Source organism: Campylobacter sp. RM9331, from assembly GCF_020137685.1.
In the GTDB taxonomy this organism is placed as follows: Bacteria; Campylobacterota; Campylobacteria; order Campylobacterales; family Campylobacteraceae; genus Campylobacter_E.
The window spans coordinates 48,538-64,168 of record NZ_JACGBA010000003.1 but is presented as its reverse complement, the minus strand read 5'-3'; the positions used below and the strand labels follow the sequence as shown (position 1 = coordinate 64,168).

Below are 15,631 nucleotides of genomic sequence, written 5' to 3'. Positions count from 1 at the left end.
ATTTTGTTCTAGCTTTTTTAGCTCCTTTGTTAGAAGAAAATATTTTAATTGAGTGTTGAAAAACACTCAATATATTTTAATTAGAATTTAATTCCGAATTGATTTATTAATAAACCATCAAGCATTCCATTAAATTGGTCTAAAAATCCCATTTCTTTTACTATTGTAAGTGCAAAATAAGATGAAGTGATAGGTCCAGCACTTGTGATTATATTTTTACGAACTACTACAGGCTCATTTAATCTTGTTCCTTTAATTCCTTCTTCACAACCTGGATAGCAAGTAAATTCATCACTTAAAACCCCAGCATTTGCTAAAACTATTGGAGAAGCACAAATTGCTGCTATTAATTTGTTTTGAGAATTTAAATCTTGTAAAATTGATTTGATTTTTTCACTATTTTTAAGATTTGTCATACCACCAAAACCACCTGCTAGAGCAATTGCATCAATGTTTTTAGTATCAACTTCGCTTAGTTTTACCTTAGCTTTTAAAACCATACCAGTATCTAGTGTAACTTCTAAATTATCATCTAAACTAGCACAAATTACATTTATATTAGCTCCATAATTTTTCGCTCTTAGAAGAATATCAATAATGCTAATTAATTCAATATCTTCAGCTCCATTTGCCATAGGCACTAAAATATTTTTCATTTTTACTCCTTTTAATTAGATTAGAGAATAATATTAATTAAAATTAAGTAATTAATTGTTAATATTCATTTTCAAATTTTTTAAAAAGGATATTGATGGATACAACAATTCAAGATGTAAAAGCCACAACCACAGAAACTCTGAATAAACTAATTGATTTGCAAAGTGCAGGTTTTGATTTTGAAGGATTTTTCTTAAAATATGGTTTTAAGATTTTAGGTTCAATTCTTATTATTGTTTTAGCATTGTTTTTAATGAAAGTTGTAGGAAAAATTTTAAGAGTTACTTTAATTAAAATTAGCACAGATGAGACTTTAACCAATTTCTTAGTTAAGCTTGTAAAAATTATAATTTTAGTTGTTGGAATTCTAGCAGCACTTAATAATGTTGGTGTTGATACGACTTCATTCGTTGCTTTATTTACAGCTACATCTTTTGCTATATCTTTTGCATTTAAAGAAACTTTATCAAATATAGCTGCGGGTGTTTTGGTTGTAGTGTTTAGACCTTTTAAAATAGGTGATTATGTAAAATTTGGTGCAGGAGAAGGATTTGTATCTGATATATGTTTGTTTTCAGTTACGCTTAGAACATACGATAATACAAATATAATAGTTCCAAACTCAAAAGTTATAAGCGATAATATTTATAATTATTCTCGTGAAAAAACAAGAAGAATTGATTATTCTAAAGTAATTGACCCATCAACTTTATGTGATGTTAGAAAAGAAGTTGAAACAGCATTAGGTCAAAATGAATTAATTTTAAAAAATCCAGCAATTTATGTTGGGGTTAAAAATGTAAATGATACTAATATAGAAATAGCAATTCAACTATGGGTAAAAAATGAAAATTATGAAAAAGCTTCAATGCAGGTAAATGAAGCACTTGCAAAGATATTTATAAAATAATTTTAGAATTTGAAATGAGATTTTTATCTTATTTCAAATTCTTTTTTTCACAACAAAGCTTAAAACATAAGCAATCATAAAGCAAAAACAAGCAAGTAAAATTATACAAGCTCCACTACTTAATTCATAAGCAATACTTAAAATTAATCCACCTAGGCAAAAAAATAGCGATAATAATACAGAAATAATCATCATAGATGAAAGCTTGGTGCAAAACATAGAAGAAATATAGCTAGGAATACAAAGCAAAGCTAGTATTAAAACCATTCCAACTACTCTTAAACTAATCACTATACAAACAGCGGCTGCAATTATTAGCATATAATAAATTAGATTTGCATTAACACCATTTGCCTTGCAAAACTCACTATCAACGCTAACTCCTATTAATTGTCTATAAAATACAAAAGCCATTATGATAAAAGCTATATCAGCACTTAACATAATATAAATATCACTTAATTCAACTGCCAAAATAGCTCCAAATAAATAGCTAAAAACTATGGAATTTGAATTAGGACTTAAATCGCTAAGCAATATCCCAACACTCATTCCAAAAGCCCATACTACACCAATTACAGCATCTTGGTTTTTGTAATTTCTTGATAAATATGCAATCAAAACAGCACAAGCAATAACAAAGGCTAAAGTGCTAAGCATAGTGCTAACTCCAAAATAAAGCGAAATCCCAAGCCCACCATAAGCTGCGTGAGAAATACCACCTACCATTGCTACAAGACGATTTGTAAGAACAAGCGCTCCTATAATCCCACAAGCAATGCTTACTAAAACCGCTGCTAAAATTGCATTTTGAATAAAATTATAATTTAGATATTCCATAATTTTCCCATATATCAACTTCGCATAAATTATTTTTATGCGTTGCTAAGTGTAATAATTTGTTGCTATCAAGACCTTTTGTGATTTTGTGTAAATGTGCGGTCTTGCTAATATGAATTAATTTATTTGCATACGAAGAAATTAAAGCTATATCGTGGCAAACACAAATTATGCTAATTCCTTGATTATTAAGGCTTTTTAATAATTCAAACACTTCTATTTGTCCTTTTGCATCAATACTAGCAGTAGGCTCATCAAGTAATAATAATTCACAGCCACTAAGTATTGCTCTAGCTATTAAAACTCTTTGCTTTTGCCCGCCACTTAAACTTGCAAATCTTTTATTTGCATAATCTTTTAAGCCTAATTTTTCAAGTGCTAAAAGTGCATTTAATTTATCTTGTTTTGAATTAAAAAAGAATGAATTTCTTTTTAAAGTTCCCATCAAAACTACATCTAAAACATTGATTGGAAAACTAGGATTTATATTAGCAACTTGTGGGACATAACTTAATTTATTTGTGTTTATAATAATTTCGCCTTTACTTGGTTTTAACAAACCCAATAAAAGCTTTAAAGTTGTGCTTTTGCCACCGCCGTTTGCTCCTATAATTCCTACGAATTCATTTTTTTCTACATTAAAACTAATATTGCTTAAAATCTCTTCCGTATCGTAAGAAAAGCTTACATTTTTTACTTCAATCATCCAAAAAATCCTATAAATAATCCAACGCATATTACAAATACAAGGCTTAAAATCTCTATTTTTGAGTTAAATTTAAATCTTGTTATTATAAATGCACTTAAAAATATAGCCAAACTCATACCTAATGCGATTAATAAAGCCGCTATAAAAGCTCTAGCACCTAAGCTACTTATAAAACCAATTACTAAAATAAGTCCAGGACAAGGTAATAAACCTATGCTAAATGCTAAGAAATTATCAAGAACTTTTTCTTTATTTACTACATTTAAAATTCTATTCTCATTAGCCACACTAAAGCTTTTTATATTATTTGGTGTTTTTGCAATTTGTGAAATTTGTGGTTTTTTTAGTTTTAAATAAAGCAAAATAAGTGCTAAGAAACTTATTAAAAATCCTGAAATTTTATTAAGATTTAAAAGATTAAATAAAGAGAAAAAACTAGCAATTATAAAGGCATTTACTAAGTGAATAAAACCTACTTTTAGACTAAAAAATAATATTTTTTTCTTAGAGTTCATAAAATAAGCTGCGGTTATGCTTTTTCCGTGACTTGGTAATAAAGCGTGAAAAAAGCCATAAATTAGTGCGATAGGATATAAATATATGCTATTGTCTTTTAATAATTCAAGCATTTTGCTCTGTAATTTTGCTAATTTTTCTAATAAAATATCATAAAAAGATTTTGAAGTGTTGGTTTCAAATTCTTTTGATTTTTCTACTTTTTCATCTACTTTTTGAGCTATTTTTTCTATTACATTTGCTTTTTGAAATTCATAATAAACTGCATTTAGATTAATGTTTTCATTAATGCTAAAACCATCTACTTTATAGGTATTTTCTTTTATTTTAAAATTAAAAAACCCATCTAAATCCTCTACCGAAAACATTAAAACTCTATCAATTTTAGGACTAAAATCATAATCTATAAAGTATTCTAAAAAAAGCTCCTTATCAAAACTTACTTTAATATCTTTAACAATAAATTTGATTTTTTTGCTTTCTCCGAATGGCAAATCATAATATTTTAAAGTAGTCAAAAAATCTCTAGGTAGTAAATAATCAAGCAAAGCAGCACGAACGGCTACTAATTCTTTTTCATCTAAATTCTTGTCATTATTTAAATCATAGCCGTCTAATAGTGTTTGTGAAAAATTAGAAGAAAATTCCCATGAAATGGAATTTCCTTTAAAGCTAACATGAGCAGTTGGCGTATATAAAGCACATAAAGCACAAGCGTATATATTAATGCTTAGAACAATTATCGTTAATAATTTTCGCAAAGTTTAAAAGCTCCTTAGATAATTCATTAGAAAGTTGATTAATTTCTACTAATTTTAATCCACTTTCCTTGTGAATGGTTTTTGCCAATTTATCATTAAATTGCGGTGCTTTTAAAACAAGGCAAGCTTTTTTATCTTTTGCAATTTCTATGATTTTTGCTAATTCACTAGGTTTTATTTCTTTACCTTCAAATTCTAAAGTATATTCAACAAGATTATATCTTTTAGCAAAATATCCCCACGATGGATGAGCGCTTATAAAACCTTTTACATTCACATTTTTCGTTAAATCATATATTTTTAAGTTTAATTCATCTAATTCTTTTTCATAATTTTTTAGATTTTCATCAATTGTTTTGCTTTCATTAGGAAAAGCTTCTTTTAAAGCATTAGCTGAATTTTGTGCAATTTGTTTTAATAAAATAGGGTCAGTCCAAATATGCACATCTAAGCCTGAATGCTCGTGTTGATGCTCGTGGTGATGGTGCTCTTCTTTATGATTTGAGCCTATGTGATGAATTAAGTCTTTTTTAATATCTTTTACGCTCATATTTTTAGGATAATAAGTTGGCCAATTATCCATTTCTTTTAGCAATTCTTCTTGACTAGAGTTGCCAAAAAATATATGAAAATGTTCTAAATCTTTTGTAGGAGCGATATTGTGGTCGCTAAATTGCACATATTTAAAAGCTGCATCTTTATTGGTAGCTTCAAATAAATATCTAACACCTTTTTTACCTGATTCATAGGTTAGTATTTTGTATCCAATATATTTATAATTTGATTTTTTACTTATACCATTTTGTATAAATTCCATACTATCTTTTGTAATGATTATGCTTTCTACATCGGTTTTATAGCCATTTAGATAATATTCTTTATATTCTTGCTCAGTTTTATCTTTTTTTGCATTTGATTTTAATTTGTAATATTCATCTAAATCCCCATTTTTAGCGTAAGGATAAATTGATTTCCAATTACCAATCCAATCACTTAAATCTCTATTTTTTACATCATTATCATCAAAAATCCCATTATATACATCATCATTATGTTCGTGATGGTGCTCGTTTAATTCTTTATGAGAATAATTATTTTTTTGAATATTTTCATCAGTGTGAATTATTTTTATATTGGTATTTTCGGCAAGTCTTTTAAGCCATATATCTTCAATTTCAACCCCGATACCTAAAAATACTTTAGCCTTACTAAGCTCCATCATTTGCTTTGGTTTTGGCTCGTAAGTATGTGGGTCAGCTCCTGCTGGCATAAGAGTTGTAATATTTGCATTTGGTAATAGTTTTTTAACAATTTCAACTTGTGGTAATATGCTAACTCCTACATTATTAGCTAATAAATACACGCTAGCTAATGAACTTAATAATATCTTTTTCATTGCAATTCCTTTTCATAAATGTTTTAAAGTTGCAAGTGTAGTAAATTGTTGCTTAAATGCAACTTAGTTGCAAAAAATAAATTAGGTTTAAATTTTAATTTTTTTTGCTATTATTTACGAGATGAATTCAGTAAAATTATTAAAAAAGCACGATATCGGTATTACAGAACTTAGAATTTTATTATTAGATGAGCTTTTAGCTGCTAAAGAGCCTATGAGTTTTGATGAATTTAAAACTAAGGCAAATAAAACTACATTTTATAGGACGATGGAGCAGTTTCAAAAGTCTAAATTGGTAAATAAAATTGATTTAGATGGCAAGGGTTATTATCAAATAAATAAAGGTAATAATGCACTTTTTGTGTGTGATATTTGTCATCATACTAAAGATTTGGAGTTTCCAACAATTAATAATTTAAAAGTTAATTCTGTCTTGGTAAAAGGAGTTTGTGAGGAATGCAAGGACAATGATGAATAAGATTATATTTTTAATTGTATTTATTGTTTTTGCTTTTGCAGATGAGAATATATATAAACCTTTAACTAGCATACCTTATGATAAAAAATTAGCTGCCGTTGGTAAAAGATTATATTTTGATGTAAATTTAAGTCCTAATAAAGTATCTTGCAATACCTGTCATAATTTAAATCTTACTGGTAGTGGGACGAATAATTCTGGTATAAATTCTGATAATTTAACAAATCCACCAACAATTTTAAATATTGTATATTCTAATTTATTTTTTAAAGACGCAAATATTACTGATTTAAGAGAACAAATTAAACAAACATTAAAAGACGATATGAATATTACGCCTGATGAATTTAATAGTTGGGTTAAGTTAAATGTAACATATCAAAGATGGTTTAATGAAATAGGATTAGCCGCTAATTATGATAATTTAGTAAGTGTTTTGGTAGAATTTGAAAAAGCCTTAATAACTCTTGATGCTCCTTTTGATTTGTATTTAAAAGGAGATAAAAATGCTATAAGTGATAATGCTAAAAGAGGACTTAAATTATTTAATTTTTATGGCTGCTCGTCGTGTCATAATGGTAGTAATTTTGGAAGTAATATAATTGCTGATATAAATACTAGCTTTTCAGAAGGCTGTAAATTAGAAGATAAAAAAGTAAAAGTGCCTACTTTAAGAAATATTACAATTACCCAACCATATACATATCAAGGAGCATTTAATAATTTAGAAGATATTGTTAGAGTTATGTCTGCTTGTCAATTAGGCATAGTTATGCCAGATAAAGATGTTGATGATATAATAGAATTTTTAAAAACACTTGAAGGAAAAAGACCTAAGATTTTGGAAGAGAAATGAATAGAGAATATAAAAATATAGAAATAAAAACATTTGTTCAAAAGATTTTACAGATTTTCATTGCTGCAATGATGGTTGGCATTTTTGTATGCACTGGAATATTTTTTACCAAACTTCATCAAATAGATATTAATTACGATATAAACAACCATATACACGAAATTATGTTAGACAATCAAGAATTAATGCTAAATATAGAAAGACCAAGTATTTATGCAAATTTTGAAAATAGTGGCAAGAAGTTAAGTGAGATTGATGTTAAAACTAATGAGTTAATTCAAATTCTTAAAAACAATAAACAATTAAATGCTAATGAAGAAGAAAAAATTAAAAGTAGTATAGAAAAATTAAAACAATATATAAAAGATTTTAATAGTTTATTAGGGACTAGCGGAAGTGATTTTAAAAGCTTTAATGTGCTTTATTCTCAATCAAAATTGGTTGATGTAAAACAAAATGTTTTAGAGTATATATTTGCTACTAAAATTAGCGTGAGTTCAATAAAAGGATATATTGAGTTTTTAGACTCATTAATAGAAAATAATACAAAACAAATTATTGATTATAAAACACAATTAATTGAATTAAAACAAAATTATGCAAAAACCAAATTAGATAAAGATAAAGAATATATAGAGCTTTTAGAAGATAAAATATCAACTATTGATGATGAAAAAACATATTTAATATTAAGTAGAAAATTATTAGATGGAGTGAAAAAACTTCACGAAGAAAAAAATGAAATTAAAAATTTCACAGATTTTGAAAATATTTTAACTCAATTAAAATTGCAAGTTTTAAGTAAAATTGAGCATTTAGAAAAGACAAATGACCAATTAGTTTTAGTTGGTGCAATTTTTGCAGTTTTATTAATATTTACTACTTTTATTATTTTTAAATATAGCCTAGATTTAACAAGTGCATTAAATATTTTATATAAAGCATTTTTAAATTCTCCAATTCAACAAGTTTTAATAAATACAAAAAATAAAAAGAATTTATATGCTGAATATGTAAATGATACTTTTACATTCAATGTTCATGCACCAACCGAACAAAGTGAAAGTATAAGAAAAGCACAAGCGGTGAATTTTTATGATTCATTAGATGGAATTATTGATTTGACTGATAGTGCTAAAGGGTTTGATTATGGAACGCTAATTCAAGAAAGTCATAGCAAAATCCAAGCTTATAATGAAAATGATATTACAAGTAGAAAAGAAACTAGATTTTTCTCTGTATTTAGAAAAAATTTAGGTGATAATATTGAGCTGATTAATAAAGTTGATGTAACTAAAAAAATCTTACAAATTAAAGATTATAAAACCAAGCTTGATAATATGCAAAAGAAATTAGATACAGATAGCTTAACAGGTTTATTATCTTTACAGGCTTTACAAGATAGGGAATTAAAAGACGATAAAGCTAATAAAAATAATATTTTCTTATATTTAAAAATTGATAATTTCAATGATTTAAGGCTGAATTATTCAACTATTATGATTGATGAGATTATAAAAGTTTTTGCAAATTCTTTAAAAAATGCTTTAAATGTGAAAAATAACGATGAGGTATTAAAAAGCACTAGTATTTATCATTTGCAACTAGATGAGTTTTGTATAGTTTATAAAAACCACGAAGAAGCTATGGCAGCAGCTGATTTGATACAAAATCATTTTAAAACCCAAACAATGAACTCTACACGGGGCAAAAAAAATAAATTTGAGTTAAAAATAAATTCTGGTATGGAACTTAAAGACTTAGAATTAAATATCGGAATTTCAAGTGAGCGTGATATTAGAAAGTCAAATCAAGAGATTATTAATAGACTTGCACAAGCAATCTTAGCAAGTTATGAGACTATTAAAACAAAAGAGCCTTATTGTGTTTATAAAGAAGGTTTAAGTATAGAAAAACAACACGCAGAGCAACAAAGAGTAGTAGGTCAGATAAGATATGCTTTAGAAAATGATAAAATTTTTGTGGTTTGTCAAGGTGTGCATAATTCTATTACAAAAGAAGTTTCTTATTATGAAGTATTAGTTAGGTTAAGAGATGAGCATAATAATATAGTCTCACCGGGACTTTTCTTAGATGTAGCAAGAAAAGTGGGTCTTTATAAAGATATTCAAGAAGTAGTAATTAATAAGGTTTTTGATTTGATAGAGCAATATCCTAATGCGAATTTTAGTATAAACCTAGCTAACTCTGATATTATCAATAAAGAAACTAGAGATGTATTTGAAAATAGATTAGAAAAATGCTCTCGCCCAGAAGCTTTATGTGTTGAGATATTAGAAAGTGAAAGTATTGATAAATATGATGATTTATCAAATTTCTTAAAATCAATTTCATTTAGGGGTTGCAAGATAGCAATAGATGATTTTGGTAGTGGATATTCAAACTTTTATAGATTATTAAAAATTAAGTTTGATTACTTAAAAATTGATGGCTCAATTATTGAAAGTTTAGTAATTGATAATAATGCTAGAACCGTTCTTGAAACTCTAGTAGGATTTGCTCATAAGCAAGGTTATGAAGTTGTAGCTGAGTTTGTAAAAAATCAAGAAATTTTAAAAATAGTTCAAGATTACGGAATAGAAAAATCTCAAGGGTATGAGCTAAGCAAACCTGAAGAACCACATAATATTTTTATTTAGAATTTAAAATAGGAATTTGAAAATCTATTAAAAGGAGCAATAATGAGAAGTGATACTATTAAAAAAGGTTATACAAAAGCACCAAGTAGGTCATTATTAAGAGCCGTTGGGCTAAAAGATGAAGATTTTGCAAAGCCATTTATTGGGGTTTGTAATAGTTTTATAGAGATTATTCCAGGGCATTTTTATCTAAACAAATATGCTGAAATTATCAAAGATGAAATACGCAAAAACGGCTGTGTGCCATTTGAGTTTAACTGCATTGGTGTTGATGATGGTATTGCTATGGGACATAGTGGAATGCTTTATTCGTTGCCAAGTCGCGAATTAATAGCAAGTAGTGTTGAGACGGTTATGAACGCACATAGCCTAGATGCAATGATAGCTATTCCAAACTGCGATAAAATTACTCCAGGTATGATTATGGGGGCTTTAAGAGTGAATGTGCCTACTATTTTTGTAAGTGGTGGAGCGATGGCTGCAGGTAAGCTTAAAGATGGTTCTCAAATTGATTTAAATACAGCGTTTGAAGCGGTTGGCGAATACGAAGTTGGTAAAATTGATGAAGCGAAATTAAAAGAAATTGAATGTGCTGCATGTCCTGGAGCTGGAAGTTGCAGTGGAATGTTTACTGCAAATTCAATGAATTCTTTAATGGAAAGCCTTGGTATTGCACTTAAAGGAAATGGAACTATTTTAGCTTTAACTTCTGAAAGAGAAGAATTATTAAGAAGTGCTGCAAGAAGAATTTGTGAGATTGCAAAGAGCGAAGAGCTAAGCGAAAAATACAAAATTAGAAATATTTTAAATAATAAGAGTTTAAAAAACGCTCTTGTTTGTGATATGGCAATGGGCGGTAGCACGAATACAATTTTACACACTTTAGCAATTGCAAAAGAAGCTTATGCTGATGAGATTGATTTAAAATTAATGCACGAAATCGCTCAAGATACACCACATATAGCTAAGGTTAGTCCAAGTCTGCCAGGAACTCATATGCAAGATGTAGGAAGTAGTGGTGGAATATATGCAATAATGAATGAAGTTAGCAAAAAAAGTAAATTCTTTAGCAAAGATGCACTTACTATTAGTGGAGATAGCATAGGAGAACTGATTAAAGATAGTAATCCTGATGGAAAGGCTATAAAAACTTTAAATAATCCATACTCTGAGCGTGGTGGATTATGCGTATTATTTGGCAATATCGCAAGAGAAGGTGCGGTAATAAAGGTAGCCGGTATCGTTGGTGATAAGGTTTTCCGTGGTAAATGTGTTTGCTTTAATTCTCAAGATGAAGCAATAGCAGGGATTAGCAGTGGAAAAGTGGTTGCCGGAGATTGTGTAGTAATTCGCTATGAAGGTCCAAAAGGTGGTCCTGGAATGCAAGAAATGTTAAGCCCAACAAGTCTTATTATGGGTAGGGGCTTAGGTGCGTCGGTTGCATTACTTACTGATGGTAGATTTAGCGGGGCGACTCGTGGTTTTAGTGTAGGACATTGCTCACCTGAAGCTGCTGAAGGTGGCGAAATAGGGCTTATTAAAGATGGAGATTTAATAGAAATTGACACTATTAAATGCACTATAAATCTATTAATTGATGATGAAGAAATGGCTAGAAGAAGAGCGGAATTTAAGCCTATTAAAAAAGAGCTTAATTCAAGATGGCTTAGAATGTATCAAAAGCTAGTTAGTAATGCTAGTAGTGGCGGTGTTTTAGACCTTGATGGTTTGAATGAAATGAAATAATTTTTAGGGATTTCTTAAGGAAATTCCTAGTTTTATATTTGAAATTTTTATAGAATTTGAAATTGCTTTTTTACTTTAAATAAATTAATAAAAATCTCTTATTTTATTAAGCTAGGAACAAAGAACCTAGAAAATCAAGTGCAAAAAGGTGCGATTGATTTAGATATAGCTAGACAAACTAAAAATAATAAAATCGCACAAGAGCAAATAAAAACCGCAAACGATATGGAAACTCTAAAACAAAATCAATTCGCTACAAAAACACAACCTGAAATATTTAAAATGCAAAAGGAAAATCACAAAGTAAACTTAAGCAATACCTATTCAATTATAAGTGAGCGTAAGCAAAATATGTTTTTAAAAGACCAAACTTATAAAGAACAAGAAGAAGCTAAAAAAGTAATGAGTGATTTTAATGAGTTTTCACTCAAATTTCCTAACTTAAAAGGAGATGATTTAAAGAATGCTTATTATAAGCATTTAAACTATATGCAAATGGCTGCTTTTAATGACCCATTAGCAACAGATACCCCTACTCAAATAGCAAACGCTCAAAAATACTTAGATAAACAGCGTTTATTTGAAAAACATTTAGGATATACAGGACAAGGCTATCGTGCAAACGAAGATAACTTTAACCCTATTCCTAAAGGTGGTAATGGTGCAAATAGCGTGAGAAATAATGGCGTTTCTAATGTAGATTTAGCTATGTTTAATAAAGCACAAGAGCAAAATAAGACAATAAAACAAGAAATGCTAAATAATGAAAATCAAATTAATAAAATAACAGAGATTTTAAGACTACCAGCTGCAACAAGTTTTGAAGAACAAGAAAAAGCTAGGCAAGAATTAGCAAAGCTACAAGAAAGGCAAAAAGAACTAAAAAACATAAAAAATCAAAATGAAACTTATATTAATAGCAATACTTCAGGTATTTATACTATGCTTAAGGATACTTTAGCAAGACAAGGATTTTCTAAACCTGAAGAAGAAATACAAGAAATACAAGATTTATTATTGTTATCTAAAGGCTTAAATGATATATATGATGTATTAGAAAATGGCAAAGGTAAAGATTTTAATGTAGGCTATACAGGTAATATTGGTAGATTTTTTACTAGAGTTGGTGGTAATTCTCATCCTGTAGATTTGCTAGAAAATAGAACAAAAACATTTATGAAGATATATCAAAATTCAGGCACTAAACTAAAATCACAATATGAAGATATAAGGTCAGTATTCCCTGATTATACAGGTTTTTGGCAAAGTAAAGGCAAAGTAGCAAGTGATTTAAGAGATATTGAAGAGAGTATAAGAAATCAAATAAATAATAAATTATCAGCTTATAATAATGAGAGTAAAGAATTAATTAAGTCTTTAGTGGATAATATCTATACGAGTAAATATTCACTAAAGGCAACACAATAATGAAAAAAATATTAATTATTATAATGAGCCTTGTATATTCACAAGGCTTACAAATTAATCTAAGCGATGAAGAACTAATAAAGCAATTACCACAAGAATGGCACAATGATTATAAAATTAAAACAATTGAAAATTATAAAAAGTATGGCAAAGCAAATCAGAGCATAAAAGACTATTCAGAAAAAGTTGTTAATAATCTTCAAGCTATAAAAATACCTTTAAGCGAAAGTAATATAAAAAAATATTTTAATACCACTAAAGGCTATACACCTTTTACTGCCGATTATATGCGTAAAGAAACAGAACAAATTGATTTATTATCTAATTTTAGAGAAGAATATTTTAAATATGTAGATGAAGTAGCACCTACAGGAGAAAGAATATTAAGCCGAGATGAATGGATAGAAAAAAGGGCTTATAAGTTAGAGAATTTAGGTTCAAAATTGCAAAGTTATTATGCAATGCTTAATGCGATAGATGTTAAACAAAGCTATGAAAAAAATGCAAAAGAGCTAGGGCTTGAACTAACAAAAGAAAGTTTTATAAATACAATGCTATCATCTCATTTTAACGAATATGAATTAAGTAAAAATGCAAAAAATGAAATAATAGCAACGGACAAAGCCTTAGGGCTTAGTGCAAATGTAGGCGATATAGAAAGCTTTAATTATTACACTTTAAAGGCATTTGTTTTAAACTATCTAGTAAGTTTTTTAGGGCTAATTGTAGGCGTAGTTCTGTGTGTAAAATATAAACATAAGGCATTAGTATATATAAGTCCATTTGTATTATTTGCTTTAGGTTTAGTGATTGATTATTTTGTAATCGGAATAAAATTACTTAAATATGTGTAAACCCTAGCAAAACACGGCTAATTTGCTAGGGTTAGGTGAATTGCTTTAAGCTTAGGCTAAGCCGTGCTTCACTATAATTTAATTAGAGTTTTTTTAGAATGGTTTTACTAGAACTTTTTTAAAGTTCTTAGTAAAGCTATGATTAAAACGATTAAAATAATTGTTTCTCCCATATTACCACCTTTCCACCCTAACAAGCCTAAGGCAAAAAGCAAATCATATTATAAATTAATTTTTATTAAAAATATTTTAAATAGTTATTTAAATTAAATAATTTTAAAACTAATACTAATTTATAATTTTTATAAAATTACTTAAAATCTTGATTTAAATTATTTTAGGATAATTTTTGTATGATTAACATTTCTATTAACTTTTAACATTTATAATTTTTCAACAAATAAAAATTATTAATAAGGAGACAAATTATGTTAGTTACAAAAAAAGCACCAGATTTTACAGCTCCAGCTGTATTAGGAAACAATACAATAGATAACAATTTTAATCTATACAAAAATATGGGTAAAAAAGGAACAGTAGTATTCTTTTATCCAAAAGATTTTACATTCGTATGTCCAAGTGAAATTATCGCATTTGATAAAAGATTTAAAGATTTCCAAGATAGAGGAATTAATGTAATCGGAATTAGTGGCGATAATGAATTCTGCCATTTTGCTTGGAAAAACACTCCAGTAAATCAAGGCGGTATTGGCAATGTACAATTTCCTTTAGTAGCAGACCTTACAAAAGAAATCGCTCGTGGTTTTGATGTATTATTTGATGAAGCAGTAGCTTTAAGAGGTTCATTCTTATTAGACGCTGATGGAACAGTTCGCCACGCAGTAATTAATGACCTACCATTAGGAAGAAATATTGATGAAATGATTAGAATGGTAGATACAATGCTATTTACAAATGAGCATGGTGAAGTATGTCCAGCTGGCTGGCATAAAGGCGAAAAAGGTATGAAAGCTGATCCAAAAGGTGTTGCTGATTACCTAGCTAACAATAGCGAAAAACTATAATTTAAAGGCTAGGATTTTCCTAGCCCACTTAAAATTAAATAATTTTTTAAATATTGATTTTTTCACTTCTGTTTTCTTACTTATAAAATTTACTTTTATATTATTTATATTATTTGGTATAAAGTCTTTGTTAATTTTGTGATTATTTATATAAAAATATTTTTTGCTAATATTATTTGCGAACGGAATTTCATTAAAAGATACATTGCCATTTCCAAGTGCTTTAAAAATCTCATCTTTTCTACTTTTTCTAAAATCATAAAACCTAAAGCCTTGCTTAATGCAGTTTAAATAAAATTCCACTTCTTTATCTATATCAAAATCTATCTCATTTGGGCTAAAAATACTATGATTTTTGGGTTTGAAATTATACAAAAACTCACAATTTTGATTAAATATTTTTATAAAATCTTGAGTGTATATAAATCTTAAAAATCTAGTTTTTTTACCCTTGAAATGTCTTAAATCTGATTTTAAAAATCCGTTTGCAATAATTTTTACATTTTTTGGAAAATTTATATTTTTTAAAAATGATAAATTTTCAATGAAAATATAATCAAAATATTTCAATTTTTTAACTTGCAAAATCGCTAAATCATTAAAAATATCAATGTGATAAATATTTTTATTTAAGCCTTTTGTGTCAGTATTACAAATATATAAAACTAGATTATTTTTGCTTAGATTATTTGCTAATTCTTTTAAAAGAATTTCAATTTCGCTATTTTTAGAATATATATAAAACCCATCAAAACTCTGTGAAAACACATTGTTAAGTGATGGATTTTTAAACAT

Annotated in this window: 14 protein-coding genes; 8 read left to right on the top strand and 6 right to left on the bottom strand. The window is 27.7% G+C overall.

Annotated features, from left to right (window positions below; genetic code table 11):
• Positions 1–80: 80 nt before the first annotated feature.
• The gene (locus tag AVBRAN9331_RS02040) at positions 81–656 is read right to left on the bottom strand and encodes a DJ-1 family glyoxalase III (RefSeq protein ID WP_214119649.1); all 576 of its coding nucleotides are present in this window, start codon (positions 654–656) and stop codon (positions 81–83) included.
• 95 nt (positions 657–751) lie between these two features.
• On the opposite strand from AVBRAN9331_RS02040, the gene AVBRAN9331_RS02035 reads away from it, so the two are divergent.
• Entirely contained in the window at positions 752–1,567 is an 816-nt protein-coding gene (locus tag AVBRAN9331_RS02035; RefSeq protein ID WP_214119648.1) for a mechanosensitive ion channel family protein, read from the top strand.
• 33 nt (positions 1,568–1,600) lie between these two features.
• Here the strand turns inward: AVBRAN9331_RS02035 and AVBRAN9331_RS02030 are convergent, their stop codons facing one another.
• Genes AVBRAN9331_RS02030 through AVBRAN9331_RS02015 form a run of 4 tightly spaced genes read right to left on the bottom strand, consistent with a single transcriptional unit; the run spans position 1,601 to position 5,789 of the window.
• Positions 1,601–2,407: a metal ABC transporter permease gene (locus AVBRAN9331_RS02030; RefSeq protein ID WP_442862287.1), complete on the bottom strand. Its 807-nt coding sequence runs from the start codon at positions 2,405–2,407 to the stop codon at positions 1,601–1,603.
• Positions 2,388–3,113 carry a metal ABC transporter ATP-binding protein gene (locus tag AVBRAN9331_RS02025; protein ID WP_214116301.1) on the bottom strand — a complete coding sequence of 242 codons (726 nt, stop codon included), beginning with the start codon at positions 3,111–3,113 and terminating at the stop codon, positions 2,388–2,390. The genes AVBRAN9331_RS02030 and AVBRAN9331_RS02025 overlap by 20 nt, the downstream gene beginning before the upstream one ends.
• Positions 3,110–4,393: a hypothetical protein gene (locus tag AVBRAN9331_RS02020; RefSeq protein WP_336612315.1), complete on the bottom strand. Its 1,284-nt coding sequence runs from the start codon at positions 4,391–4,393 to the stop codon at positions 3,110–3,112. The genes AVBRAN9331_RS02025 and AVBRAN9331_RS02020 overlap by 4 nt, the downstream gene beginning before the upstream one ends.
• A complete protein-coding gene (locus AVBRAN9331_RS02015; RefSeq protein ID WP_336612314.1) occupies positions 4,356–5,789 on the bottom strand; it encodes a metal ABC transporter solute-binding protein, Zn/Mn family in 1,434 nt (477 codons plus the stop codon). The genes AVBRAN9331_RS02020 and AVBRAN9331_RS02015 overlap by 38 nt, the downstream gene beginning before the upstream one ends.
• Positions 5,790–5,910: 121 nt before the next feature.
• On the opposite strand from AVBRAN9331_RS02015, the gene AVBRAN9331_RS02010 reads away from it, so the two are divergent.
• The 7 genes from AVBRAN9331_RS02010 to AVBRAN9331_RS01980 all read left to right on the top strand — a co-directional run bounded on the left by AVBRAN9331_RS02010 (position 5,911) and on the right by AVBRAN9331_RS01980 (position 14,836).
• Positions 5,911–6,267, top strand: coding sequence for a transcriptional repressor (locus tag AVBRAN9331_RS02010; RefSeq protein ID WP_214116307.1), 357 nt, complete (start codon positions 5,911–5,913; stop codon positions 6,265–6,267).
• Entirely contained in the window at positions 6,260–7,123 is an 864-nt protein-coding gene (locus AVBRAN9331_RS02005) for a cytochrome-c peroxidase (RefSeq protein WP_214116310.1), read from the top strand. Before AVBRAN9331_RS02010 ends, AVBRAN9331_RS02005 begins: the two co-directional genes overlap by 8 nt.
• A complete protein-coding gene (locus tag AVBRAN9331_RS02000; protein ID WP_214150050.1) occupies positions 7,120–9,783 on the top strand; it encodes an EAL domain-containing protein in 2,664 nt (887 codons plus the stop codon). Before AVBRAN9331_RS02005 ends, AVBRAN9331_RS02000 begins: the two co-directional genes overlap by 4 nt.
• 42 nt (positions 9,784–9,825) lie before the next feature.
• Positions 9,826–11,529, top strand: coding sequence for a dihydroxy-acid dehydratase (gene ilvD, locus AVBRAN9331_RS01995; protein ID WP_214116313.1), 1,704 nt, complete (start codon positions 9,826–9,828; stop codon positions 11,527–11,529).
• Between the two features lie 138 nt (positions 11,530–11,667).
• A complete protein-coding gene (locus AVBRAN9331_RS01990) occupies positions 11,668–12,957 on the top strand; it encodes a hypothetical protein (protein WP_336612313.1) in 1,290 nt (429 codons plus the stop codon).
• Positions 12,957–13,811, top strand: a complete 855-nt coding sequence (locus AVBRAN9331_RS01985) for a hypothetical protein (protein ID WP_336612312.1) — start codon at positions 12,957–12,959, stop codon at positions 13,809–13,811. The genes AVBRAN9331_RS01990 and AVBRAN9331_RS01985 overlap by 1 nt, the downstream gene beginning before the upstream one ends.
• 428 nt (positions 13,812–14,239) lie before the next feature.
• Complete coding sequence (locus AVBRAN9331_RS01980; protein WP_214116319.1) at positions 14,240–14,836, top strand: peroxiredoxin; 597 nt, start codon at positions 14,240–14,242, stop codon at positions 14,834–14,836.
• Here the strand turns inward: AVBRAN9331_RS01980 and AVBRAN9331_RS01975 are convergent.
• The gene (locus AVBRAN9331_RS01975) at positions 14,831–15,631 is read right to left on the bottom strand and encodes a hypothetical protein (protein WP_336612311.1); all 801 of its coding nucleotides are present in this window, start codon (positions 15,629–15,631) and stop codon (positions 14,831–14,833) included. The genes AVBRAN9331_RS01980 and AVBRAN9331_RS01975 overlap by 6 nt on opposite strands.

Coding starts and splice junctions, on each gene's coding strand:
- AVBRAN9331_RS02000 (WP_214150050.1), top strand. CDS start 7,120: ATGAATAGAGAATATAAAAATATAGAAATAAAAACATTTGTTCAAAAG.
- AVBRAN9331_RS02040 (WP_214119649.1), bottom strand. CDS start 656: ATGAAAAATATTTTAGTGCCTATGGCAAATGGAGCTGAAGATATTGAA.
- AVBRAN9331_RS02005 (WP_214116310.1), top strand. CDS start 6,260: ATGAATAAGATTATATTTTTAATTGTATTTATTGTTTTTGCTTTTGCA.
- AVBRAN9331_RS02010 (WP_214116307.1), top strand. CDS start 5,911: ATGAATTCAGTAAAATTATTAAAAAAGCACGATATCGGTATTACAGAA.
- AVBRAN9331_RS02035 (WP_214119648.1), top strand. CDS start 752: ATGGATACAACAATTCAAGATGTAAAAGCCACAACCACAGAAACTCTG.
- AVBRAN9331_RS02030 (WP_442862287.1), bottom strand. CDS start 2,407: ATGGAATATCTAAATTATAATTTTATTCAAAATGCAATTTTAGCAGCG.
- AVBRAN9331_RS01985 (WP_336612312.1), top strand. CDS start 12,957: ATGAAAAAAATATTAATTATTATAATGAGCCTTGTATATTCACAAGGC.
- AVBRAN9331_RS01975 (WP_336612311.1), bottom strand. CDS start 15,631: ATGTTTAAAAATCCATCACTTAACAATGTGTTTTCACAGAGTTTTGAT.
- AVBRAN9331_RS01980 (WP_214116319.1), top strand. CDS start 14,240: ATGTTAGTTACAAAAAAAGCACCAGATTTTACAGCTCCAGCTGTATTA.
- ilvD (WP_214116313.1), top strand. CDS start 9,826: ATGAGAAGTGATACTATTAAAAAAGGTTATACAAAAGCACCAAGTAGG.
- AVBRAN9331_RS02015 (WP_336612314.1), bottom strand. CDS start 5,789: ATGAAAAAGATATTATTAAGTTCATTAGCTAGCGTGTATTTATTAGCT.
- AVBRAN9331_RS02025 (WP_214116301.1), bottom strand. CDS start 3,113: ATGATTGAAGTAAAAAATGTAAGCTTTTCTTACGATACGGAAGAGATT.